The 24399-nt window shown below is 75.0% G+C and carries 22 protein-coding genes; 15 read left to right on the top strand and 7 right to left on the bottom strand.

Going from position 1 to position 24399, the window contains the following annotated elements; genetic code table 11:
* Positions 1-22: 22 nt before the first annotated feature.
* On the bottom strand, positions 23-478 hold the full coding sequence (locus CHB98_RS01570) for a GtrA family protein (RefSeq protein ID WP_089303843.1): 456 nt from the start codon (positions 476-478) through the stop codon (positions 23-25).
* A gap of 243 nt (positions 479-721) precedes the next feature.
* Between CHB98_RS01570 and CHB98_RS01575 the strand changes: the two genes are divergently transcribed.
* From CHB98_RS01575 to CHB98_RS01600, 6 genes are all read left to right on the top strand, one after another.
* Positions 722-2095 carry an acyltransferase family protein gene (locus CHB98_RS01575; protein WP_179224074.1) on the top strand — a complete coding sequence of 458 codons (1374 nt, stop codon included), beginning with the start codon at positions 722-724 and terminating at the stop codon, positions 2093-2095.
* Complete coding sequence (locus tag CHB98_RS01580) at positions 2080-2793, top strand: SGNH/GDSL hydrolase family protein (protein ID WP_179224076.1); 714 nt, start codon at positions 2080-2082, stop codon at positions 2791-2793. The genes CHB98_RS01575 and CHB98_RS01580 overlap by 16 nt, the downstream gene beginning before the upstream one ends.
* A gap of 50 nt (positions 2794-2843) precedes the next feature.
* Positions 2844-4049 (top strand): 5-(carboxyamino)imidazole ribonucleotide synthase, encoded by a 1206-nt coding sequence (locus tag CHB98_RS01585; RefSeq protein ID WP_089303845.1) that lies wholly within the window; start codon positions 2844-2846, stop codon positions 4047-4049.
* A gap of 25 nt (positions 4050-4074) precedes the next feature.
* A complete protein-coding gene (gene purE / locus CHB98_RS01590) occupies positions 4075-4575 on the top strand; it encodes a 5-(carboxyamino)imidazole ribonucleotide mutase (RefSeq protein WP_425432506.1) in 501 nt (166 codons plus the stop codon).
* Positions 4576-4600: 25 nt separating this feature from the next.
* Positions 4601-5758: an acyl-CoA dehydrogenase family protein gene (locus CHB98_RS01595; RefSeq protein WP_089303846.1), complete on the top strand. Its 1158-nt coding sequence runs from the start codon at positions 4601-4603 to the stop codon at positions 5756-5758.
* 350 nt (positions 5759-6108) lie between these two features.
* Complete coding sequence (locus CHB98_RS01600) at positions 6109-7098, top strand: sensor histidine kinase (RefSeq protein WP_089303847.1); 990 nt, start codon at positions 6109-6111, stop codon at positions 7096-7098.
* A gap of 29 nt (positions 7099-7127) precedes the next feature.
* Here CHB98_RS01600 and CHB98_RS01605 read toward each other — a convergent pair whose 3' ends face one another.
* Positions 7128-9722: a SpoIIE family protein phosphatase gene (locus tag CHB98_RS01605; protein WP_089303848.1), complete on the bottom strand. Its 2595-nt coding sequence runs from the start codon at positions 9720-9722 to the stop codon at positions 7128-7130.
* Between the two features lie 550 nt (positions 9723-10272).
* Between CHB98_RS01605 and CHB98_RS01615 the strand changes: the two genes are divergently transcribed.
* From CHB98_RS01615 to CHB98_RS01635, 5 genes are read left to right on the top strand one after another with little or no spacing between them, the layout of a single operon-like run.
* Positions 10273-10482, top strand: a complete 210-nt coding sequence (locus CHB98_RS01615; RefSeq protein ID WP_089303850.1) for a heavy-metal-associated domain-containing protein — start codon at positions 10273-10275, stop codon at positions 10480-10482.
* Between the two features lie 34 nt (positions 10483-10516).
* Positions 10517-10798: a metal-sensitive transcriptional regulator gene (locus CHB98_RS01620; RefSeq protein WP_089303851.1), complete on the top strand. Its 282-nt coding sequence runs from the start codon at positions 10517-10519 to the stop codon at positions 10796-10798.
* A 10-nt stretch (positions 10799-10808) separates the two neighbouring features.
* Positions 10809-11768, top strand: coding sequence for a hypothetical protein (locus tag CHB98_RS01625; RefSeq protein ID WP_089303852.1), 960 nt, complete (start codon positions 10809-10811; stop codon positions 11766-11768).
* Between the two features lie 30 nt (positions 11769-11798).
* Positions 11799-14096, top strand: coding sequence for a heavy metal translocating P-type ATPase (locus tag CHB98_RS01630; protein ID WP_089303853.1), 2298 nt, complete (start codon positions 11799-11801; stop codon positions 14094-14096).
* 25 nt (positions 14097-14121) lie between these two features.
* Entirely contained in the window at positions 14122-14655 is a 534-nt protein-coding gene (locus tag CHB98_RS01635) for a DUF4396 domain-containing protein (RefSeq protein WP_218822207.1), read from the top strand.
* Positions 14656-14669: 14 nt separating this feature from the next.
* On the opposite strand, the gene CHB98_RS01640 is transcribed toward CHB98_RS01635, so the two are convergent.
* The 5 genes from CHB98_RS01640 to CHB98_RS01660 are packed head-to-tail and all read right to left on the bottom strand — an operon-like array spanning position 14670 to position 19405.
* The gene (locus CHB98_RS01640) at positions 14670-15491 is read right to left on the bottom strand and encodes a DUF1028 domain-containing protein (RefSeq protein ID WP_089303854.1); all 822 of its coding nucleotides are present in this window, start codon (positions 15489-15491) and stop codon (positions 14670-14672) included.
* Positions 15488-16156 carry a CoA transferase subunit B gene (locus CHB98_RS01645; protein ID WP_089303855.1) on the bottom strand — a complete coding sequence of 223 codons (669 nt, stop codon included), beginning with the start codon at positions 16154-16156 and terminating at the stop codon, positions 15488-15490. Before CHB98_RS01645 ends, CHB98_RS01640 begins: the two co-directional genes overlap by 4 nt.
* Position 16157: 1 nt before the next feature.
* A complete protein-coding gene (locus CHB98_RS01650) occupies positions 16158-16967 on the bottom strand; it encodes a CoA transferase subunit A (RefSeq protein WP_089304196.1) in 810 nt (269 codons plus the stop codon).
* A 41-nt stretch (positions 16968-17008) separates the two neighbouring features.
* Positions 17009-17797, bottom strand: coding sequence for a TIGR03089 family protein (locus CHB98_RS01655; RefSeq protein ID WP_089303856.1), 789 nt, complete (start codon positions 17795-17797; stop codon positions 17009-17011).
* An 18-nt stretch (positions 17798-17815) separates the two neighbouring features.
* Positions 17816-19405 carry an LCP family protein gene (locus tag CHB98_RS01660; protein ID WP_089303857.1) on the bottom strand — a complete coding sequence of 530 codons (1590 nt, stop codon included), beginning with the start codon at positions 19403-19405 and terminating at the stop codon, positions 17816-17818.
* A gap of 502 nt (positions 19406-19907) precedes the next feature.
* Here CHB98_RS01660 and CHB98_RS01665 point away from each other — a divergent pair.
* From CHB98_RS01665 to CHB98_RS01680, 4 genes are read left to right on the top strand one after another with little or no spacing between them, the layout of a single operon-like run.
* The gene (locus tag CHB98_RS01665; protein WP_089303858.1) at positions 19908-20987 is read left to right on the top strand and encodes a glycosyltransferase family 2 protein; all 1080 of its coding nucleotides are present in this window, start codon (positions 19908-19910) and stop codon (positions 20985-20987) included.
* Positions 20984-21835, top strand: coding sequence for an ABC transporter permease (locus CHB98_RS01670; protein WP_218822208.1), 852 nt, complete (start codon positions 20984-20986; stop codon positions 21833-21835). Before CHB98_RS01665 ends, CHB98_RS01670 begins: the two co-directional genes overlap by 4 nt.
* Positions 21835-22596, top strand: a complete 762-nt coding sequence (locus CHB98_RS01675; protein WP_089303859.1) for an ABC transporter ATP-binding protein — start codon at positions 21835-21837, stop codon at positions 22594-22596. Before CHB98_RS01670 ends, CHB98_RS01675 begins: the two co-directional genes overlap by 1 nt.
* 40 nt (positions 22597-22636) lie before the next feature.
* Positions 22637-24373 (top strand): stealth family protein, encoded by a 1737-nt coding sequence (locus tag CHB98_RS01680; protein WP_089303860.1) that lies wholly within the window; start codon positions 22637-22639, stop codon positions 24371-24373.
* Positions 24374-24399 lie beyond the last annotated feature (26 nt).

Here is a 24399-nt window from a genome sequence, read left to right on the forward strand (position 1 = left end):
GCCCCGTGCGGGAGGGACCGGGTCAGCGGGCGGCGTCGGCCACGGGGAAGACGTAGCGCCGGTACATCAGGTACCGCACGACGGTGCCGATCGCGATGGAGACCAGGTTGGCGCCCTGCAGGGCCCAGGCGCTGGTCAGGTCCATGCCGTACCGCGCGAAGCCGACGATGGCCAGGCCCAGCAGCAGGGTCAGCCCGTTGATCGCCAGGAACATCGGGTACTCGCGCTTGAACCCGGTGCGGGCCCGGTGGGCGAACGACCAGTGGCGGTGCCCGAAGAAGGCGACGGTCATCGCCACCACGGTCGCCGCCGCCTTGGCGACGACCGCGCCCGTGCCCAGGTGCCCGTAGAGCAGCTGGAACAGCCCGACCTCGATGGCGAAGCCGACCGCGCCGACGACCCCGAACGCGCCGAGGTGGCGGACGATGAACCAGGGGGAGCGGCTGCGGCGCTGCGCAGGAGCGGAGACGGCAGTCACGGGTGGCCACGGTACGCGTCCCGGCGGTGTGCCACCCGCCGGCACCGATCCGGACGACGGCCCGCCGTCGCCCGCGTGGTGGCCGTCACGACGCGCCGCACGCCGTGTCGGTCGGCAGGAGTTGCCCAACGGACCGGGCGACTCTGTGGAGTCGTCGCCTGAAGACGGCCCGCCATCCTCGTTACGTTTCGGTCACTGCGCATGAACGCTGCGTCATTGAAGCGCCGAACGAGGAGAACCGCCGTGTCCACACCAGCCCGGGCCATCCGGCCGCGCGGCGAGTCGCCGAGTGGCACGGGGCCGGCCGCGACCGGGGAGATCCGGTCGCTCACCGGGCTGCGGGCGGTCGCTGCGACCTGGGTGGTGCTGTACCACTTCAGCTTCACCCCCGGGGTCGGCTACGACGGCTACTGGGAGCCGCTGCGGCCGGTCATCCGGGCCGGCGCGACCGGGGTGGACCTCTTCTTCGTGCTCAGCGGCTTCGTCATCACGCTGACCTACCTGGAGCGGGTCGGCCGCACGCCGTCGGTCCGCCAGGCCGGCACCTTCCTGTGGGCGCGGATCTGCCGCATCTGGCCGGTCTACGCCGTCGTCACCGCCGTCTACGGCGCCTGGCTGGTGGCCAAGGCCACCCAGGTCACCGACGGCAACGTCGCCTACCAGACGGTGCAGCCGGTCCTCGACGTCGGGAACTTCCTGCTGCAGTTCACGCTGGTCCAGCTGTGGTGGCACCCCGCCTCCGGCGGTGAGTCCTGGATGGGCTCGGCCTGGTCGATCAGCGCCGAGTGGCTGGCCTACGTCGCCTTCCCGCTGGTCGCCCTGCTGCTGTGGCGCATCCGCAACGCCCCGCTGGTGCTGCTCGGCGCGACCGCCGTCGCGGTCATGGTGCCGCTGGGCTACACCACCTACGTGCACGGCGGCCCGGTCATCGCCTGGTCCTGGCTGCTGCGCATCGGCGCGGCCTTCGTGGCCGGCGCGCTGACCTGCCTGGTGGTCCGCCGGATCCGCCGGACGCCGCGGGTCGAGCAGGCCGCGGCCTCCTGCGCGCTGGCCGCGACCGGCGCCGTCGCGGTCGGCCTGTGGTGGGGTGACTGGCGGGGCATCGACAACGACCACTCCGCGTTCGGCGGCATCGTCGTCGTCTTCTTCCCCGTCCTCGTCGGGGCGCTCGCCCTCTCCCGCACCGGCCTCAGCGGCCTGCTGTCCCGCGACGCCCTGGTGCACGGCGGCCGGATCTCCTTCGGCCTCTACCTGGTGCACATCCCGGTGTTCGAGGTCTTCTGGACCCTCATGGGCTGGTGGCCGAAGATCGCCGTCGGCACCTCCCTGTGGGCGCTGCTCCTGGTCCCGGTGCTGCTGTCGACCTTCGTCCTCGCCCACCTCGCGCACGTGTTCGTCGAGGAGCCGGCCCGCCTGCGCCTGCGCCGGCTGTGGCCGCAGCAGCAGCGCCCCGCAGTCGTCCCCGTGCGCGCCGCGGCGACGCTCGCCGGCCCTCGGCTCCCCGGCCCCCGCGTCGACACCCCGCTGGCCGTCGCCTCCGCCCAGGGGCGGGCCGCGCGCAGCGCCGACGCCACGGCCCCCGTCCCGGACCGGCGGGCGGGGTGGCTGAGCGCCTGACGCCCGCCCGGCGGGTCCTCGCGCGGACGGCGGCGGCCGTCGTCCTGCTCACCCCGGTGGCCGGCTGCGGCCCCGAGGCGGACGCGGCGCGGCCGGCGCCGCCGGCGGCCCCGACGGCCGCGCCGGTCGCCACGACCGCCGCACCGGAGCCGGAGGCCGCGCCGTCCCGCTTCGCCGTCGTCGGGGACTCGATCACCGCCGGCGGCGCGGTGATCTCCGGCGCGCGGGCCGACGGGCCGGCGTCGTGGGTGCCCGCGGCGGCCGAGGCGGCCGGCCTCGCCTTCACCGGCGGCTGGGCGGTGCCGGGCGCCACGACGGAGGACGCGCTGGCCGCCGTCGTGCCCGCCGACGCGGACCTGCTGGTGGTCATGCTCGGCACCAACGACGTGCTCCGGGACCGCCCGTGGGAGGAGTCCGCCGCGGACCTCACCGCGATCGCGGCCGCGGCCGGGGAGCGGCCGGTCGCGGTGGTCACCATCGCGCCGAGCGACCCGCGGCCGGACGCCCGGCGGGCGTACAACGCCGCGCTCGCCACGCTGGCGCTCGAACGCGGCTGGGTGCTCGTCGACCCGTGGGGCGACGTCGCGTCCGGCGACCGCTTCGTCCCCGGGACGACGACCGACGGCACCCACCTGACCGACGCGGCCGCCCAGCTGGTCGGCGCCCGCCTGGGCGAGCGGCTCGCCGTCCTGGGCTGACCCGCCGCTGCGGCGCGGGGCCGGAGCGGCGCCCCCTAGGCTGGTGCCCCGTGGCCCCCCGTGTCGACCCGCGCACCGGGCTGCCCGTCGTCGCCATGGTCGGCGGCGGCCAGCTGGCCCGGATGACCCACCAGGCGGCGGTCGCGCTCGGCCAGTCGCTGCGGGTGCTGTCCACCGGCCCCGACGAGTCCGCCGCCCTGGTGGCCGCCGACGTCCGCCTCGGCGACCACCGCGACCTCGACGCCCTCCTCGCCCTCGCCGACGGTGCCACCGTCGTCACCTTCGACCACGAGCACGTGCCCACCGGCCACCTGCACGCCCTGCAGGCCGCCGGGCACCGGGTGGCGCCGGGGCCGGACGCGCTGGTGCACGCCCAGGACAAGCTGGTGCTGCGCCGGGCGCTGGCCGCCGCGGGGGAGCCCCAGCCGGCGTGGGCGGAGGTCGGCTCGGCCGCGGACCTGGCCGCCTTCGGCGACCGGCACGGCTGGCCGGTGGTGGTCAAGACGCCGCGGGGCGGCTACGACGGACGCGGGGTGTTCGTCGCGGGTACACCGGACGACGTCACGGAGCTCCTCACTCGGTACGACGTCCTGCTGGCCGAGCAGCGGGTCCCGATGGTGCGGGAGCTGTCGGCGCTGGTCGCCCGCTCACCCTTCGGCCAGGTCGCGGTCTGGCCGGTGGTCGAGACCGTGCAGCGCGACGGCATCAACACCGAGGTGCTCGCGCCCGCGCCCGGCCTGGACGACGACACCGCGACCGCCGCCCAGGAGCTCGCGGTGCGGGTCGCCGACCGGGTCGGCGTGGTCGGGGTGCTCGCCGTCGAGCTGTTCCAGACGGCGGACGGCGTCCTGGTCAACGAGCTCGCGATGCGGCCGCACAACTCCGGGCACTGGACCATCGAGGGCTCGCGGACCAGCCAGTTCGAGCAGCACCTGCGCGCCGTCCTCGACTACCCGCTGGGTGCGACCGCGATGACCGCGCCGGTCGTGGTGATGGCCAACGTGCTCGGTGGCGCCGCCTCGGCCGAGGGCTGGACCGGGCCGGGCCTCGACGAGCGGGTGCACCACCTGATGGCGCACTGGCCCGACGTGAAGCTGCACTGGTACGGCAAGGGCCAGCGCCCCGGCCGCAAGCTCGGCCACGTCACGGCGCTGGGCACCGACCTGGCGGCGGTGCGGGCGCGGGCGGCCGCGGCGGCCCGCTACCTGGCCGACGGCGAGATCGACCCCGCCTTCGCGTTCGACCACGAGCACTGACCCCATCCAGCAGCGAGGAGCCCGCGTGGACCCGGTCGTCGGCATCGTCATGGGCAGCGACTCCGACTGGCCGGTGATGGAGCCGGCGGCGGCGGCGCTGGCCGAGTTCGGCGTCCCGTACGAGGCGCACGTGCTGTCCGCGCACCGCACGCCGCGCCGGATGCTGGAGTACGCCGAGACCGCCGCCGGGCGGGGGCTGCGGGTGGTCGTCGCCGGCGCCGGGGGAGCGGCGCACCTGCCGGGGATGGTCGCGGCGGCCACGCCGCTGCCGGTGATCGGCGTCCCGCGGCCGCTGGACCGCCTCGACGGGCTGGACAGCCTGCTGTCGATCGTGCAGATGCCCGCCGGCGTGCCGGTGGCGACGGTGTCCATCGGCGGGGGCCGCAACGCCGGGCTGCTCGCCGTCCGCATCCTCGCCGCGTCGGACCCGGCGCTGCGCGCCGCCGTGGAGCGCTTCCAGGCCGACCTCGCCGACTCGGTCGCCGCGCGCGACCTCACCCTGCAGGAGCGGCTCGCTGGAACCTGACCCGCGGCGGTCCTAGGATCTACCCGTGGGTAACAACGCTGCCGGGCTGTACGCCCTGACCGAGGAGCACGAGGCGATCCGCGAGGCGGTGCGCGACATCGCGGAGCGGGAGATCGCCCCCCACGCCGCCGAGGTGGACGCCGACGCGCGCTTCCCGGTGGAGGCGCAGAAGGCGCTCACCGCCGCCGGCTTCCACGCCACCCACATCCCCGCGGCCTACGGGGGCGAGGGCGCCGACGCGATCGCCACCTGCATCGTCATCGAGGAGGTCGCCCGGGTCGACGCCAGCGCGTCGCTGATCCCCGCGGTCAACAAGCTCGGCTCGATGCCCGTCATCCTGTCGGCCTCCGAGGACCTCAAGCAGCGGGTGCTCCGGCCGGTCGCCACCGGCGAGGCGATGATCAGCTACGGGCTCTCCGAGCGGGAGGCCGGGTCCGACGCCGCCGCGATGCGCACCCGCGCCCGGCTCGACGGCGACACCTGGGTGCTCAACGGGACCAAGGCCTGGATCACCAACTCCGGCGTCTCGGAGTGGTACACGGTCATGGCGGTCACCGACCCGGCGGAGGGCGCCCACGGCATCTCGGCCTTCGCCGTCCACCGGGACGACCCCGGCTTCGCGGTCGGTCCCAAGGAGCGCAAGATGGGCATCAAGGGGTCGCCCACCTGCGAGCTGTACCTCACCGACTGCACCATCCCGGCCGACCGCATCATCGGCGAGCCCGGCACCGGGTTCACGACCGCGCTGCGGACCCTCGACTTCACCCGCCCGACCATCGGCGCCCAGGCCGTCGGCATCGCGCAGGGGGCGCTGGACGCCGCCGTCGCCTACGTCAAGGAGCGTCGGCAGTTCGGCAAGGCGGTCAGCGAGTTCCAGGGCGTGCAGTTCATGCTCGCCGACATGGAGATGCGGATCGAGGCGGCCCGCCACCTGGTCTACGTCGCCGCCGCCGCGGGGGAGCAGGGCCGCGCGGACGTCGGCCGCCTCTCGGCCTCGGCCAAGGCCTTCGCCTCCGACGTCGCCATGCAGGTCACCACGGACGCCGTCCAGCTGTTCGGCGGGGCGGGCTACACGCAGGACTTCCCCGTCGAGCGGATGATGCGCGACGCCAAGATCACCCAGATCTACGAGGGCACCAACCAGATCCAGCGGATGGTCATCGCACGCAGCCTCCTGAAGTAGGGCGTCGGTCGGCGCTCCCGCAGGGCACCGCCATGACGGGCCGCTGCGGGGACGCCGGTCGACGGCGCGGAGGCGGCCACCCGGTCGGCACCTGCCGGTCAGGCTGCCGGGCCTCCGCCAGCAGCCGATCCCCCGCTCGGCTGTGCGGCGGTCGGGCGCAGTGCGGTCAGGCACGACATCCATCGCGCCCGACGCGCAGATGCGGTCCGGCGACATCGGCCGGTCCCGATCCACGCCGCGTGCCGATGACGGCGTAGGGGGTCATCCACCGGGTAGACAGGATCCGAGCGGCACCGTGACCACGTCGGCCCTCGTCCCAGCTGGCCCGTAGTGCGGAGAGAGACGGAAGATTGCACGTAGGCAGTTGCACCGAGTTCGACAGCGGTCGGTCGCCGGCTGCCGGCTCCGCGACCCCCGGCTTCCGGCACGACGCCCTGCTGTACGACTCACCCGAGCAGCTGGCCGCCGTGGCCGGCCCGTTCCTGCTCGAGGGCCTGGCCGCCGGGGATGGCGCGGTCATCGCCGTCAGCCCGGAGGCCACGCCCGTCCTGCGTGAGGCGGTCGGGCACCACCCGCTGGTCCTGGTGCTCGAGCAACACGCCCTGTACCGCTCCCGGACGCCGACGGCGATCACGACGTTCCGCGGGCTCGGTGAGCAGGCCGGCCCCGGCCGTCGGGTCCGTGTCGTCGGTGAGGTCGACTTCGGCACCACCGTGGCCGACCGCACCGAGTGGCAGCGGTACGAGGCGGTGATCAACCACGCGTTCGCAGCATCGCCGCTGTGGGGACTGTGCGTGTTCGACACCCACCGCCTGTCCGACGCGGTGCTCACCGCCGCCCGCGACACCCATCCGCACCTGGTCACCGCCTCCGGGCGCGCGGTGAACCCCGACTTCGTCGCCCCGGTGACCTACCTGGCCGGCCTGCCGGTCCCGGATGAGCCGTTGGAGCACACCCCGCCGGCGCTGGCCGCCGACGACGTCACCGACTTCATCGCCCTGCGCCGCCGCGTGCGCGCCCACCTGGCCACCGTCGGCAGCCCACCCGACGTCGTCGAGGACTACCTGCTCGCGCTGGATGAGATGACCTCCAACGCCACCCGGCACGGCGCCCGGCCGGTCGGCCTGCGGCTGTGGACTGCGCCGGGACGGTTGGTGGCCGTCATCTCCGACGCCGGCCCCGGCCCGACCGACCCGTTCGCCGGGTACGGACCCGCCCACGGTGCGGACCTCTCCGCCGGCGGCATGGGCCTGTGGCTGGCCCGGCAGCTGTGCGACCACGTGGCCATCCGCCACGACCAGCACGGCGCCAGCGTGCGGCTGTCCACCGCCTGGAGCTGAGCCCGACCGCCGGCCGCTGCGGAGGGCGGTCAGCCCGCCGGTGGCACGTTCGGCGGTATCCGGTTCGGGCCGGCCTCGGCCGGGCGCGGCCGGTCCTGCGGGTGCAGCCGCACGGCGACGAGGGCGACGTCGTCGTCCGGTGCGTCGGGCAGCATCCGGGCCAGCAGCTCATCGCACAGCTCGTCGAGCCCCCGGCCGGCGAGCTCGGCCAGCGTGGCCCGCAGCCGGGCGGTGCCGGCGTCGAGGTCGCAGTCGCGGCGCTCGACGAGCCCGTCGGTGTAGAGCACGACGACCGTGCCCCACCCCAGCGTCACCTGAGCTTCCCGGCGTGGCGCGGCGGGGTCGACTCCCAGCAGCAGGTCGGCGCGTTCGGCGGCGAGCACGGTGACCGCGCCATCGGAGGTGACCGCCATCGGCGGCGGGTGCCCGGCGTTCGACCAGCGCAGCCGGGTCAGCCCGGCGGCCTTCTCCTCCTCGGTCTGCTCCAGCCGCGCCACCACCGTGGTCGCCAGGATCGCCGACTGCAGGGTCTGCATCACCTGCTCGACCTGGCGCAGCACCGCGGCCGGGCCGTCGTGGTCCAGCGCCCCGACGGTGCGCACGATGCTGCGGAGTTGCCCCATCGCTGCCGCCGCCGCGACGTCGTGGCCCACGACATCGCCGACCACCAGCAACGTCGCGCCGCCGGGCTGCATGAACGCGTCGTACCAGTCCCCGCCCACGTGGGCTGCCTGTCCGGCGGGCACGTACCTGACGGCGATCTGCAGGTGGTCGGGCTCGGCCGGTGGGGTGAGCAACGACCGCTGGAAGCCCTCGGCCAGCGCCCGCTGCTGGCGGAACAGGCGGGCGTTGTCCAGCACCAGCCCGGAGCGGGCGGCGATGTGCCGGGCGGTGACCAGGTCCTCGGGCGTGAACGCCCCGCGGCCGGCGCCGTTGGCCAGGCTGAGGATGCCCACCGGCCCGTCGCGGCCGGGTAGCGACAGCACGGCGACCGCCTCCGGTGCCAGCGCGCCCATCAGCTCCTGCACCGGCCCGGCCGGGTACATCCCTCCCACCTGCGCGGTGGCCCCGGCGTCGATGAGCTGCGGCTGCCCGGAACGCATCGCCTCGATCAGGACGGTGTCGTCGTCCAGCGAGCTCAGCCGCGCCTGGGCGTAGGCGGCAGTGGTGTCGCGCATCGCCGGGTCGCTGTGCCAGCTGGCGGCGGTGCGCAGACCGCGGCGCGAGCCCGCGGCCTGGTCGTCGTCAGCGATGGTGACGATGCACCAGTCGGCGACCGCGGGCACGACCAGCCGGGACAGCCGCTGGGCGGCCTCGTCGGCATGGAGGGTGCCGACCAGCTCCTCGGTGATGCGGCCCAGCAGCCGCTCCCGCGCGGCGGTCCGCTCGGCCTGCAGCTGGCCCAGGGCACGGGTGGTGATGTCGACGAAGTGCACGGCCAGCCCGGCCGGGCCCGGCACGGCGCGCACCTCGACCCACACGTCCAGTGGCTCGGGGTAGTAGGCGTCGAAGGACACCGGCCGGCCGGTGGCCACGGCCCTGCGGTACTGCTCCTCGAACGTGGTGCCCACCGTGGCCGGGAACGCCTCCCACAGCGTGCGACCGACCAGCTGCTCGCGGGAGAAGCCGGCGATCCGCTCACCTTCGCGGTTGACCTGGGTGATGACCCAGTCGGTGTCCATCCCGAGGAACCCGACCGCCATCTCGTCGACTATCTGCGCGGCCTGCTCGTACGGCTCCCGTTGCGGGGTGATGTCGTGGACCACGCCGACCAGACGCCGGACGGCGCCGTCCGCGGCACCGACCACCTCGCCCCGGGCGGCCAGCCAGCGGTTGAAGCCGTCGCCCAGGACGATGCGGTACTCCGCGTCGTAGGTCCCGCCGGTGCTGACCGCGTGCTCGACCCTGGCCATGACGTCGGTGACGTCGTCGGGGTGGACATGGGCGTAGACGTCCTCGGGGCGGCCGGTGAAGCCGGCCCGGTCCATGCCCGACAGCTCCAGCAGGCGGTCGTCGACGGTGAGCTCGCCGGTGGCCAGGTCCATGTCGAAGGTGCCCACCTGCCCGGCGGTCAGCGCCAGGGAGAACCGGGAACGGTCGACCTCCTGCTCGGCCAGCAGCTGCCGCGCCTGTGCGGCGACCTCGTCGGCACGCTGGTGGGCCTGACGCAGCTGCAGCTCGGAACTGCACGCCTCGGCCAGGTCGGTCAGCACGGCCAGGTCGTCCTCAGCCCAGGCGCGCGGCCGGCTGTCGATGGCGCACAGCGACCCGACCACCACGCCGTCGGCGCCGGTGAGCGGCACGCCCGCGTAGGCGATGACGTGCAGGTCGGGGATGGCCAGGTTGTCAGCGACCAGCGGCTCGGTGCGGGCATCGGAGATGACCAGTGGCGCCGCGGACCGCACCACGTGCTGGCAGAATGAGTGACTCAGCGGCGTGCACCGCGTGGACTGCCACGGCTCAGGCAGCCCCACCGCGCCGGGGAACACCTGTTCGTCGACCGACACCAGCGTGACCAGCGCGACGGGAACGTCCAGTTGCCGGCGGACCAGGCGCGCGAACCGCTCGAACGCGGGATCTGGGTGCGGGGGCAGCGCGGTGCGCGACGGGAGCGAGCCGGACACACATCACCCCGGGACCAGGACCTCTGACCGCGCCGTGCCTTCGACGAGGATGCCGAGGATACCGGGCTGATCACCCTGTCCCGGCGCACGATCCCTGCCGCGTCGAGGTGACCGCGGGCAGCGCCGGTGCTCGCCGAGCAGCAGGTGGCGGATGACCGTCGGCCGGGTGGGGTCCCCGAGGGTGCGGGACAGGCACGCGGCCGCCGACAGTGCCGCGGCCTCGTCGACCGGCCCGCCGCCGGTCGCCCGGCCCCGCTCGCCGCCGGACGACGCTGTCATCGCCATGCGCGGATGCTGTCGGCCCGCACCCGGGCGTTCGGCCTGGGCCGGCTCAGCCGCCGAGCTCGGCCACAGCTGCTCCATCTCGGCGGACTGGCCGGCGCGATCCCCTCCGCCGGCGCGACCGTGCCGCCGTCCCCACCCCGCCGAGGCCATGAGGGGCCCGGCGGTGACGCCGACCACCCCGCCTTGCACTTATTACCCCCCAGGGGTATACCTTGTAAGGCATACCACCCGGGGGTACCCGCCCCCGCCGGAGAGGAGAACGAGCGTGACCAGCACCGACTACGCCGTCCGTGGCATGACCTGCGGCCACTGTGCCACCGCCGTGACCGAGGAGGTCGCCAAGATCCCGGGCGTCACCGGCGTGCAGGTCGACGTGGCCACCGGCCGGGTCACGGTCGAGACCGACCAGCCGGTGTCCGCCGACGCGGTCGCCGCGGCCGTCGACGAGGCCGGCTACGAGGTCGTCGCGGCCTGATCCGGCGCGCACCAGCCCACCACAGGAGGACGGCATGGCCGGCTACACCCACGCCAAGGACGAGCACCTCAAGCGGCTGCGCCGCATCGAGGGCCAGATCCGCGGCCTGCAGCGCATGGTCGAGGACGACAAGTACTGCATCGACATCCTGACCCAGGTGTCGGCGGCCACCCGCGCCCTGCAGTCGTTCTCCCTCGGCCTGCTCGACGAGCACCTGACCGGCTGCGTCGTCGACGCCGCGCTGAAGGGCGGGCCCGAGGCCGACGCCAAGGTCCGCGAGGCCTCCGAGGCGATCGCCCGCCTCGTCCGCTCCTGAGGAGGGCGCGGTGGACACCCCCACGAAGCTCGGCGCCTACGCCCTCGGCCTGGCGGCCGTCTTCGGCTCCGCGGTCGGCGTGGGGTCGGCGGTGGGCCCCGTCGGCACGGTCGGCTCCGTGGCCCCCGCCGTCCACGGCGGCCAGCACGCCGGGTCCGCGACGGACGCCGGTGCGCAGCAGCCCACCGGCGAGCGTCCGCCCGGTGGCCTGCAGGTCTCCCAGGACGGCTACACCCTCGACGTCCCCGGGCAGGCCCCGGCCGGTCCGGACACCCCTGTGTCCTTCCGCGTCCTCGGCCCGGACGGGCAGCCGCTGACCGGCTACGACACCGCCCACGACGAGGACCTGCACCTGATCGCCGTCCGCCGGGACCTGACCGGCTTCCAGCACGTGCACCCCGAGCGCGGCGCCGACGGCACCTGGCGCACCCCACTGGACCTGACGCCGGGCAGCTGGCGGCTGTTCGCCGACTTCGACCCCGCCGGGGACGCCGCGGCGCTGACCCTCGGGGCCGACGTCGCCGTCGCCGGCGACCACGCGCCCCAGCCGCTGCCCGAGCCGTCCCACACCGCCGAGGCCGACGGCTACACCGTCACCCTCGACGGGGAGCTGCTCCCCGGGCGGGAGTCCGAGCTGACCCTGTCGGTCAGCCGCGACGGGCAGCCGGTCACCGACCTGCAGCCGTACCTGGGTGCCTACGGGCACCTGGTCGCCCTGCGCGCCGGCGACCTGGCCTACCTGCACGTGCACCCGGCCGGCGCACCCGGCGACGGGCTCACCCGCCCCGGCCCGGACGTCACCTTCTCCGCCACCGTGCCCTCGGCCGGCGACCACCGGCTGTTCCTGGACTTCCGGCACGGCGATGTCGTCCGCACCGCCGCGTTCACCGTCCGCGCCGGCGGCACCCCCGCGACGGCCGGCAGCGGCAGCACCGGCGGCCACGCGGACGACGGCCACGCGCACGGCTGACGCCGTCCCCGACCCCCTCCAGGAGGACCCATGAGCTCCGCGACGCAGAGCACCACCCCACCGGCCCCGGCCGGCGGGCGACAGGTCGAGCTGGCCATCGGCGGCATGACCTGCGCCTCGTGCGCCATGCGGATCGAGAAGCGGCTGAACAAGCTCGACGGCGTCACCGCCACGGTCAACTACGCCACCGAGAAGGCGCGGGTGACCTACACCGGGGACGTCGCCCCCGACGAGGTGGTCGCCGCGGTGGAGAAGGCCGGCTACACCGCCCGCCTCCCCGAGCCGGGTGACGGGCTGGAACGGCCCCCTGCAGGGGCCCGCCGCGAGCCCGCGAGTGGTGGGGAGCAGGGGGTCCTTCTACGGCTCCTCGTCTCCGCCGTCCTCACCGTGCCGGTGGTCGCCATGGCCATGGTCCCGGCGCTGCAGTTCACCTCCTGGCAGTGGCTGTCGCTCACCCTGGCCGCGCCGGTCGTGGTCTGGGGCGCCTGGCCGTTCCACCGGGCGGCCTGGACCAACCTGCGGCACGGCACCTCGACGATGGACACGCTCATCTCGCTGGGCACCCTCGCCGCGCTGGGCTGGTCGCTCTACGCGCTGTTCCTCGGCACCGCCGGGGAGCCGGGGATGACCCACCCGTTCACGCTGACCATCGCCCGCACCGACGGCGCCGGGAACATCTACCTGGAGGCCGCTGCCGGGGTCACCACGTTCATCCTCGCCGGGCGGTACGTCGAGGCCCGCTCCAAGCGCCGCGCCGGCGCCGCCTTGCGCGCGCTGCTCGAGCTGGGTGCGAAGGAGGTCTCGGTCCTGCGCGGCGGGCGCGAGCAGCGCATCCCGGTCGACCGGCTGGCCGTGGGGGAGGACTTCGTCGTCCGCCCCGGTGAGAAGATCGCCACCGACGGCGTGGTCACCGAGGGCTCCTCGGCGGTGGACGCCTCGATGCTCACCGGGGAGTCCGTGCCGGTGGAGGTCGGCCCCGGCGACACCGTCGTCGGCGCCACGGTCAACGCCGGCGGCCGCCTCGTCGTGCGGGCCACCCGGATCGGCTCGGACACCCAGCTGGCCCAGATGGCGGTGCTGGTCGAGGACGCCCAGAACGGCAAGGCCGAGGTGCAGCGGCTGGCCGACCGCGTCTCGGCGGTCTTCGTGCCCGTCGTCATCGCCCTGGCCGTGGGCACCCTCGGCTTCTGGCTCGGCACCGGTGCCGGTGCAGGGGCGGCGTTCACCGCCGCGGTCGCGGTGCTGATCATCGCCTGCCCGTGCGCGCTGGGCCTGGCCACGCCGACCGCGCTGATGGTCGGCACCGGCCGCGGCGCCCAGCTGGGCATCCTGATCAAGGGCCCTGAGGTGCTGGAGTCGACCCGCCGGGTGGACACCGTCGTCCTGGACAAGACCGGCACCGTCACCACCGGCCGGATGACCCTGCTCGACGTCGTCCCCGCCGCCGGCGAGGACGCGGGGCAGGTGCTGCGGCTGGCCGGCGCGCTGGAGGAGGCCTCCGAGCACCCGATCGCCCAGGCCGTCGCCAAGGGCGCGGCGGAGCGGGTCGGCACGCTGCCCCCCGTGGAGGGGTTCACCAACGTCGAGGGCCTCGGCGTCCAGGGCGTCGTCGACGGGCACGCCGTGCTGATCGGGCGGGCCCGCCTGCTGGCCGAGTGGTCCCAGCAGCTGCCTGCCGACCTGGAACGGGCCATGGCCGCCGCCGAGGCCGAGGGGCGGACGGCGGTCGCGGTCGGCTGGGACGGCGCCGCCCGCGGCCTGCTGGTGGTCGCCGACTCGGTCAAGGACACCTCCGCCGAGGCCGTCCGGATGCTGCGCGGCCTCGGGCTGACCCCGGTGCTGCTCACCGGGGACAACGAGGCCGTCGCCCGGTCGGTCGCCCGCCAGGTGGGCATCGACCCCGGCCCGGACACCGTCATCGCGGAGGTGCTGCCGCAGGACAAGGTGGACGTCGTCCAGCGGCTGCAGAGCGAGGGGAAGGTCGTGGCCATGGTCGGCGACGGCGTCAACGACGCCGCCGCGCTGGCCCGGGCCGACCTCGGCCTGGCCATGGGCACCGGCACCGACGTGGCCATCGAGGCCAGCGACCTCACCCTCGTCCGCGGCGACCTGCGCGCCGCCGCCGACGCCATCCGGCTGGCCCGGCGCACCCTGGGCACCATCAGGGGCAACCTGTTCTGGGCCTTCGCCTACAACGTGGCCGCCCTGCCGCTGGCCGCCGCCGGGCTGCTCAACCCGATGCTGGCCGGCGCCGCGATGGCGTTCAGCTCGGTGTTCGTCGTCACCAACAGCCTGCGGCTGCGCCGCTTCACCGCCGCGGCCCGCTGAAACACACACCCACCGAGGAGGACCCGTGGACCACACGCAGCACGACGAGCGCCCGACCGGGACCGCCCTGACCCGGCTGGCGGTGTCGGCCACCCTGCACTGCCTCACCGGCTGTGCCATCGGCGAGGTGCTCGGCATGGTCATCGGCACCGCGCTGGGCTGGCCGGACCTGCAGACCGTCGCCCTCGCCGTCGCCCTGGCGTTCGTGTTCGGCTACGCCTTCACCATCGGGCCGGTCATGCGCTCGGGGCTGGCGCTGCGCGCGGCCATCCCGGTCGCGCTGGCCGCCGACACCGTCTCGATCACCGTCATGGAGGTCGTGGACAACGCGGTCATGCTGTCGGTGCCCGGCGCGATGGACGCCGGCCTCGGCAGCTGGCTGTTCTGGGGCGCGCTCGCCTTCGCCCTCGCCGTGGCCTTCGTGGTGACCCTGCCGGTCAACCGCTGGCTGATCAGCCGCGGCCGGGGGCACGCGGTGGTGCACGCCCACCACGGCGGCGGGCACGCCGACGGCGACGGGGAGCCGGCCGGCGACCGCGGCGGGCACGCGCACCGCTGAGCGCGGGCGGACGCTCACCTCAGCAGCCGGGACACCCCCGCCAGCCGGTCGTCACCGGCCATCGCGGCCAGCCACGCCGACCAGCCCGGGCGGGCCCGCAGCGCCGCCAGCGCGGCGCGGGCCGCCTCGCGGTCGCCGCGCTGCGAGGCGGCCAGCGCCGCGTAGAGGTCCCGCGCGCCCTCCGGGGCGAACACCGCGAGGGTCTCGTAGTCGCGCTCGTCGTGGGCGCGCTGCAGCCTGCGCAGCACCCGCAGCTGGGCCACCGGGTCACCGGAGTCGTCGACCCGCAGGTTCACCCGCACGCCGTCGTCCTCGTCGCTGGCCGGCTCCGGACCGACCACGAGCAGCGCCGCGGACTGCCGGCCGCGCACGTCGCCGCCGGCGTCCTGGCCGGCGGTCAGGGCGGCCAGCAGCCGGTCGGCCAGCGCGCCGCCCGCGGCGGCGAGGGCCCGCGCCATCGCCGGCAGCACGTCCGGCGAGGCGAGCATGTTGCCCTGCACGCTGCACTGCTCGCCCAGCAGGTGCCCGCAGACCGGGAACGACCCGCGCCCGGTGTCCGCGGCCACCCGGCCGGCGGTGTCGAGGACGGCGATCTGCCGGTCGACGTCCTCGGCGGCGTGCGCCGCGGCCCGCACCAGGTCCGCCGGGGTGGCGCCGCCGGCGAGCCCGGCCAGCAGAGAGGGGCCCAGCCCGCGCCGGCTGCGGGCCTGGACCGCGACCACCCCCACCCCCGGCCGGGCGCTCGGGACCGCCCGGCCGACGGCGAGGACGCACGAGGACACCGCGATGCCCAGCTCCCCGGTCGCCGGGTCGCGCGCGACGACCGAGAAAGTCACACAGCAGCCGGCAGCGGCATCTCGCGGACGTCGTCGGCCACCGTCAGCGGGGCGCCGGTCTTCCCGACCACCTCGTCGACACCGACCCCCGGCGCGGTCTCGCGGAGCACGAAGCCGCCCGGGGTGACGTCGACGACGGCGAGGTCGGTGACCACCCGGTCGACGCACGCCTTGCCGGTCAGCGGCAGGGTGCACTCCTCGACCAGCTTGGCCGACCCGTCGCGCGCGACGTGCTCCATCATGATGATCACGCGGCGGGCGCCGTGGACGAGGTCCATCGCCCCGCCCATGCCGTTGACCATCTTGCCGGGGATGAGCCAGTTGGCGAGGTCCCCGCGGGGGTTGACCTGCATCGCGCCGAGCACGGCCACGTCGAGGTGCTGGCCGCGGATCATGCCGAAGCTCAGCGAGGAATCGAAGAAGGAGGCGCCGGGCAGCAGCGTGACGGTCTCCTTGCCGGCGTTGATGAGGTCCGGGTCCTCCTCGCCCTCGAACGGGTAGGGGCCCACGCCGAGGATCCCGTTCTCCGAGTGCAGCACCACGTGCACGCCGTCGGGCACGAAGTTCGGCACCAGGGTCGGCATGCCGATGCCCAGGTTCACGTACTGGCCGTCCTCGAGCTCCAGGGCGACGCGGGCGGCCAGCTGGTCGCGGGTCAGGGCCATGTCAGTTGCTCCCCTCGACGGTGGCTTCCTCGCCGCCGGCGGCGGGCGGCGCGGTGGCCTCGCTGCGGGGCCGGGTGGTGCGGTACTCGATGCCCTTGCCCTCGGTGCCGACGACGACCACGCGGTCGACGAAGACCCCGGGCAGGTGCACGTCCTCGGGGGTGATCTCGCCGGGCTCGACCAGCTCCTCCACCTCGGCGATGGTCACCCGCCCGGCCATGCCGGCCAGCGGGTTGAAGTTGCGGGCCGACTCGCGGAACACCAGGTTGCCGTGCCGGTCGCCGACGGCGGCGCGGACCAGGCCGAAGTCGGCGGTCAGCGCCGTCTCCAGCACGTACTGCCGGCCGCCGAACTCGCGGATCTCCTTGGGGGTGGAGGTCTCCACGACGGTGCCGTCGGCGTCGTAGCGGACCGGGATGCCGCCGTCGGCCACCATCGTGCCCACGCCGGTGGGGGTGTAGAAGGCCGGGATGCCGGTGCCGCCGGCGCGCAGCCGCTCGGCCAGCGTGCCCTGCGGGGTCAGCTCCACCGACAGCTGGCCGGACAGGTACAGCCGGGCCAGCTCCTTGTTGCCGCCGACGAAGGAGCTGATCGTGCGGGTGATCCGCCCGGCGTAGAGCAGCACGCCCAGGGCCTGGTCGTCCACGCCGCAGTTGTTGCTGATGGTCGTCAGCCCGGACGCGCCCTGCTCCAGCAGCGCGTCGATCAGCTTGATCGGCACGCCGCACAACCCGAAACCGCCCACGGCCAGCGTCGCGCCGTCCGGGATGTCGGCCACCGCCGCAGCGGCGCTGTCCACCACCTTGTCCATGCCGCACACCGTCCGTCCGTCCGGGCGACTGGGGAGCTGCCTCAGGCAGGGCGGCCCAGCTCGCGGATGCCGTCGATCGTGCGGCCGAGCGTAGCGGTGACCCGTTCGGCCGCGGCGCGCCCGGGCAGCAGGGACGGGTCGGGGGAGCGGGCCAGCACCACGGAGGCGCCGGCGGCCAGCGGCGCCAGCAGCCAGGCGACCGGCCCGGCCTCCGCGGCGGTCCGGTCGTCGACGAGCACCCGGTCGCCCTCGGCCAGGCCCAGCCGCCCGGCCAGCTCGCGGGCGGTGTCCACCAGGCCGCCGAGGGTCAGCTCCAGCCGGCCCAGCCGCAGGCCCGGGGCGGCGGGGTCCGGCGGCTGCCACGGGGTGAAGACGTCGCCGTGGCCGCGCACCTCGACGGCGAAGTCGCGGGCCGGGCCGGTGTACCCGGTCATCCCGGCGCCCAGCGGGTGCAGCGACAGGCCGAGCAGCTCGGGCACGCCCTGCTCCTCCAACGGGGGCAGCCGGTCCTGCGCGGCGAGGACGACGTCGGCGGCGTCCAGCCGGCCGTCGTCCTCGGCCGCGGTGTCCAGCACCGTCGCCCCGCAGCTCCACACCCCGAGCAGCACCGCCGCGGTCTGCCAGTGCACCGGCAGGACGACGGCGACGGTGCTGCCCCCGGTCACGTCGAACTCGTCCTGCAGCAGGTTGGCCGTCTTGGCCACCCAGTTGGCGAGGGTGACCGCCGACAGCTCGACCCGCCCGCCCACGAGGTCGTCGTAGGCGGTGAGCAGCGGTGCGGCCGGCGCGCGGCGGACCGTCGCGGCGAGCAGGTCGGCGGGGGTGTCCATGCCCCGAGCCTGCCTGGTCTAGTTGATGCAGTCGGTGTCGGCCGCGGTCCGGGCGTCCGCCTTCTCCTCGGCCGGCGGCTTCGGGGCCGCCGCGGGAGCCGGGTCGACGGGCTTGCCGACGCCGTTGAAGTCCTGGCCGATCACGAGCTGCACCGTGCCGGAGGAGACGTCCTCGGCCTTCTTCTTCCCCGCACCGGGGATCGCCGCGGCCAGCGTGGTGGCCATCGCCTCGTCACCGGGCGCGAAGCGCACGACGGTGGTCGCCACGCTGCTGGAGTCGGCGTTGCCGGTGGTCCCGATCGCGAACCCGCCGGCCTCCAGCGCGGTGGCGGCCTGCGCGGCCACGCCGGCCACGCCGGAGCCGTTGTACACGTCGACGGTCACCGCGGAGGGGGCGACCGTCTTCGGCGCGGCCGGCGCGGCCGGCGCAGCGGGCGCGGCCGGCGCAGCGGGCTCGGCGGACAGCTCGGCGAAGAAGGTGTGCAGGGTGTCCTCGTCCTCCAGCCGGATGATGGAGCGGTCCTGCTCGTCGCGGTCGGTGCCGCGGTTGGGGATGGTCTGGAACTCGATGTCGCCGGCGCTCACCGACTGCATCTGCTCGGCCAGGGAGAACAGGTCCAGGCCCTGGTCGATGGTGAGCGACTGGGACGCCGCCCCGACCAGCTCCCGCTGCTTGCCCAGGTCGAGCATGACCTCGTCGGACAGCATCTTGCGCAGCACGCCGGCCATGAACACCTGCTGGCGGACGATCCGGTCGAAGTCGCCGCGGGGCAGCTCGTAGCGCTGGCGGACGAACTTCAGCGCGTCGGCGCCGCTGATGGTCTGCACGCCGGCGGGGAAGACCGCCCCGGACTTGGGCTCGTCCACGGCCTGGCACAGGTTGACCTCGACCCCGCCGACGACGGAGCTGAGGTTGAAGAAGCCGAGCAGGTCGACCTCGGCGTAGTGGTCGATCTGCAGCCCGGTCAGGTGGCTGATGGTCTTGACCAGCAGCTGGGCGCCGCCGGCCTGCCGCTCGGTCACGCTCGCGGTCTCCGGCGTCTCGGCGTAGCCGAGGGCGTAGGCGGCGTTGAGCTTGTCCCGGCCGTAGCCGGGGATCTCCACGTAGGAGTCGCGCGGGAAGGACACGAAGGAGGCCCGCGACCCGTCGGCCGGGATGTGCGCCAGGATCATCGTGTCGGTGTTGATGCCGGAGTCGCCGCCGGTCTTGAGCGCGTCCTGCTGCTCGGCGGTGAGGTTGGCCCGGCTGTCGTTGCCGACCAGCAGCAGGTTCATCGCCTCGGGGCCGCCGTTGCCGTCGTTGCCCTCGCTGGGGATGGCGTCGGTGCGGTTGACCGTGGCCTCCGCGACCTGACCGAGGTACCAGCCCCAGCCCGAGCCGGCGAGCAGGACGACGGACAGCACGGCGGCGACGGCACGGGCCACGGTGGCCGCCCGGGCGGTGGACAGCCGCGGCGCCGGGCCCTCCGCGTCGGGGGCCTCACCGGCCGCGCGCGCGGGGCGGGCGGTGCTGCGCGAGGAGCCGGAGCGGCCGGCGCGGGGGTCGAGGCGGGCGGGCAGCTGCCGGCCGCCACCGGACTCCGGGGGGCCGGGGTTCTTCGGGCTCACGTGGGACGTCCTTCCCTCTGCTCCTGCTGCGCGGCTGCACCCGTGCTGCGCGGTGTGTCCTGCTGCGCCGCGGCGGTGCCGACAGGCGGGCCCCCGGGCGTCGGTCCGGTCGGCCGGTCCCGCGGCTCGGGGTGCACCCGGGATCACGGCGATGGTAGGGGCCCCTGGCACGTGCGGACCCGCGGCGCGGGGTGACACGGGACGCCTGGGACGGACGGGGTCAGGTGGCCCGGGGGGACCGGTCCGTCCCCACCCCGCGCCGGGACGAGGTGCCCGCGCGTCCTGCCCCGCCCGGGGGGAGGAGCGGGCGCCGGGGTGGCCCCGGCCTCGGCACACCTGGCCGAGCGGCCGGGCGGACGGAGTGGTCCGTTGCCCGGCCGGCACGACGGGTGTGCCCGGTGGTGCGCGTGTGACTCGAGCAGCGTGTCGGGCCGGGCAAAACCTGCCAGATCACCGCGCCCGACTGAATGCGGGCAGCCTCGGCACTTACGGTCACTGGGCCATGACAGAAACGTATGTGCCCGCGCCGGACGGCCCCCTGTACGACGCACCCGCCGTCGCGGCGGCTGCGCGCGTGTGGCCCGCCGTCTCTGTGATCATGCCCGTGCTCAACGAGGCCCAGCACCTGGTGGCCAGCGTCACCCAGATCCTGGCCCAGCAGTACCTCGGCGAGGTGGAGCTCGTGCTGGCCCTCGGGCCCTCCCGGGACGACACCGACCGCATCGCCCGGGAGCTGGCCGCCACGGACCCTCGGGTCAAGCTGGTGCGCAACCCCAGCGGCAAGACGCCGTGCGGCCTCAACATCGCCGTGCAGGCGGCCAGCCACTCGATCGTCGCGCGGGTCGACGGGCACGGCATCCTGCTGCCCGGCTACCTCGAGCGCGCGGTGTCGCTGCTGGAGTCGACCGGGGCGGCCAACGTCGGCGGGCTGATGATGGCCGTCGGCGTCACGGGCTTCGAGCAGGCGGTGGCCCGGGCCTACTCCTCGCGCGTCGGGCTCGGCGGAGGCAGCTTCCACGTCGGCGGGGACGAGGGGCCGGTCGACTCGGTCTACCTCGGCGTCTTCCGGCGCGAGGTGCTCGACCTGCTCGGCGGCTTCGACGAGCACTACCACCGCGCCCAGGACTGGGAGCTCAACCACCGCATCCGGCAGGTCGGCGGCATCGTGTGGTTCTCCCCGGACCTGGCGGTCACCTACCGGCCGCGCTCGTCCTGGACCGAGCTGGTCCGGCAGTTCTTCCACACCGGCCGCTGGCGCCGCGAGGTCATCCGGCAGCACCCGGACTCCGTGCGGGTGCGCTACCTCGCCCCGCCGGCCGCCACCGCCGTCATCCTCGCCGGCACGGTGGCCGGTGTCGTGGGCGCGATCACCCACGCGCCGGCGCTGCACCTGGGCTGGCTGGCCCCGCTGGGCTACGGCCTGGGCGTGGCGGCCGCCTCGATGGCCGAGGGGCGCGACCTCCCCTGGCCGGCGCGCGCCTGGTTCCCCGCCGTGCTGGCCACCATCCACCTCAGCTGGGGCAGCGGTTTCCTGTTCGGGCGCCGGCCCGGCCGCGGGTCACGCACGGGGACGGCGGCGTGACGGCGGGCGTCGTGGGGACACCCGCCGCACTGCACCGGCGCAGCGGGTCGGCCGCACCGGGGCCGGGGTTCCTCGCCCGCCCCCGCGCCCTGTGGCACCGACGGCGCGCGGTCGCCCTGCTGGTGACGCGCGACCTCAAGGTCCGCTACGCGTCCTCGGCGCTGGGCTACCTCTGGTCGGTGCTCGAGCCGCTGATGCTGGCCGGCATCTACTGGTTCGTCTTCACCCAGGTCTTCACCCGGACCGTGGGCGCCGAGCCCTACCTGGTGTTCCTCCTCGCCGGCCTGCTGCCCTGGACGTGGTTCCAGGGTGCGGTCGTCGACGCGGCCCGCGCGTTGCACACCGAGGCCAAGCTGGTCCGGTCCACCAACGTGCCACGCGAGGTGTGGGTGGTTCGGGTCGTGCTGTCCAAGGGCGTCGAGTTCCTGCTCAGCCTGCCGGTCCTCCTCCTCTTCGCGCTGCTGTACCGGGCCCCGGTCGACGGGCACCTGCTGCTGCTGGTCCCCGCGGCCGTGCTCATGGCGGTCCTGACGCTGGGAGCCGGCCTGCTGCTGGCGCCACTGGTGGTGCTGGTCCGCGACCTGGAGCGGGTGGTGCGCATCGCGCTGCGGCTGGGCTTCTACGCCTCGCCGGTCATCTTCGCCGTCCGGGACGTGCCGGCTCCGTTCGACACGGTGTTCGCCCTCAACCCCCTCAGCGGGATCCTCGAGCTGTGCCGTGCCGGGTTCTTCCCGGGCGCCGTCCAGTGGGCCCACGTCGGGCTGTCCGCCACCGTCTCGATCACCCTGCTCCTCGTCGGCTGGACCGTGTTCGCCCGCCTCGAGCGCACCGTGCTCAAGGAGATCTGATGGGCGCCCCCACCGACCGTGCGGTGATCTCCGTCCGGGACGCCGGTGTCCGCTTCCACCGCGGGCGGCGGCACCGCAGCCTCCGCGACCTGCTCGTCCGCGGCGAGAGCGGCCCGCGCCGGGACGGCTTCTGGGCGCTGCACGAGGTGAGCTTCGACATCGCGCCGGGAGAGACGATCGGCGTGGTGGGCCGCAACGGGCAGGGGAAGTCGACCCTGCTCAAGCTGATCGCGGGCGTGATGCTGCCCGACCGGGGCAGCGTCACGGTGCGCGGTGGCGTCGCCCCCCTGATCGAGATCACCGGCGGGTTCGCGGGCGACCTCACCGTCCGGGAGAACATCGCGCTCACCGGCGGCCTGCACGGCATGTCCCGGGCCGCCCTGCGGGACCGCTTCGACGAGATCGTCGACTTCGCCGAGATCGAGGACTTCCTCGACACCCCCTACAAGCACCTGTCCAGCGGCATGAAGGTGCGGGTGGCCTTCGCGGTGGTGTCCCGGCTGGAGGAGCCGGTGATCCTCGTCGACGAGGTGCTGGCCGTGGGCGACCGGGACTTCCGGCGCAAGTGCCACGCGCGGATGGACCAACTCACCGCCGAGGGACGCACGCTGTTCCTCGTGTCCCACAGCGAGTGGGACCTGCGCCGGTTCTGCCGGCGCGGCCTCTACCTGCGCGGCGGCCGGCTGGTCGCCGACGGCCCGATGGACGACGTCCTGGCGGAGTACGCCGCCGAGAGCGAGACGAACGCACCAGGCGGGTGACGCCCGTGTGCGCCACCGCCGGATCCCAGGGAGGGGACACATGCGTCGGAGCCTGAAGAAGGCGGTACCGCTGCACCTGCAGCAGCGGGTGCACCGGGTGCTGCCCGCGCCGGCCTGGCAGGTGCTGCGCGACGTCGGCACCGGGAGGACGGCGGTGCACCGCCGGGCCCGCCGGGCCCGGCTGGCCCGGCTGGCCCGCGCCGCCGCCGCCGAGGTCGACGGCCCGGTGACCGCGGTGCGCTACCGCGGCGAGTCCCTCGCCGCCCGGCCGGTGGACCGCTTCCGCGCGATGGACACCCTGGCCGCCAACGCGGCCTTCGTGGCCGATGCGCTGGAGCGGGCCGGCCTGGAGTACCTCGTCGTCGACGCCCCCGTCTCCGGCCGTCGGGTGATCGCCGTCGCCGAGCGTGACCGGGCCGCCGCCTGGGACGCGCTCGTGGCGGCCGGCCGGCGCCGCCCCGTCCACCTGCGGCAGGTGCACCCCCGCAGCACCGGCCGCAGCGTGCGGCTGTCGGCCCTGCGCCGCGGATCCGCGGACGCCGCCGCGTACTCGCTCTTCGAGGTCCTGGCCGCCGCCGGGTCGGGCGAGGCCCTGTGCGGGCCGGAGCTCGGCTGCGTCCTGGAGTTCTGGCGGGTGCTCGAGCAGGACCAGCCCGACGACCACGCCACCGGGGAGCCGCTGGCTGCCGGGTCCTGGGTGGCGCCGCGCCGCAACCGGTGGGTGGACGCCGTCCCCGCCCGCCCCGGGGAGCCGGGACGCTGGGACGTCGACGGCACCGCCCGCCCGGCGCTGCCGGTGCTGACCCCGCGGCACGCCTTCGCCGTCGACTTCCCGATCGACGTCGTCTACACCTGGGTGGACGGTGCGGACCCGGCGTGGCAGCAGCGCAAGGCCGCGGCGCACGCCGCAGTGGGCCGGGGGGAGCTCAACGAGTTCGCCAGCAACGAGTCCCGCTTCCTGTCGCGGGACGAGCTGCGCTACTCGCTGCGCTCCCTGGAGATGTACGCCGGCTGGGTCCGGCACGTGTACCTGGTCACCGACGACCAGGTGCCGCCGTGGCTGGACACGGACAACCCGCGGATCACCGTGGTGAGCCACCGCGAGCTGTTCGGCGACCGGGGCCGGCTGCCGACCTTCAACTCGCACGCCATCGAGTCGCAGCTGCACCACGTCCCCGGCCTGAGCGACCACTTCCTCTACCTGAACGACGACTTCTTCTTCGGCCGCCCCGTCCGGCCGGAGCTGTTCTTCGAGGGCAACGGCCTGGCCCACTTCTTCCCGTCGACGGCCAAGCTCGGACTGGGCGCCACCGGGGCGTTCGACCGGCCGGTGATGAGCGGCGGCAAGAACAACCGCGACCTGCTCGTCAAGGCGTTCGACCGCACGGTCACCAACAAGTACAAGCACGCGCCCAACAGCCTGCTCAGGGACGTGCTGGCCGAGATGGAGGAGCGGTTCCCCGCCGAGTTCGCGGCGACCGCCGGCCACCAGTTCCGCGACCCCGGTGACCTGTCGGTGGTCTCCGCGCTGCACCACCACTACGCCTACCTGCGCGGCCGGGCGGTGGAGGGGCGGATCCGCTACCTGTACGCCGACATCGCCGAGCCGCAGACCGCGCGCCGGCTGGAGCGGCTGCTCGAGTCCCGGGACGTCGACACGTTCTGCCTCAACGACCACGACAGCTCCGGCGTCGACCCCCTGGAGCAGCAGCGGATGCTGCACTCGTTCCTCTCCCGGTACTTCCCCCTCCCCAGCGCGTTCGAGCGGAGCGCCTGACCCCGCGCGGACGGGCGGGGTGGGCC

The organism is Geodermatophilus pulveris, from assembly GCF_900188375.1.
Taxonomy (GTDB): domain Bacteria; phylum Actinomycetota; class Actinomycetes; order Mycobacteriales; family Geodermatophilaceae; genus Geodermatophilus; species Geodermatophilus pulveris.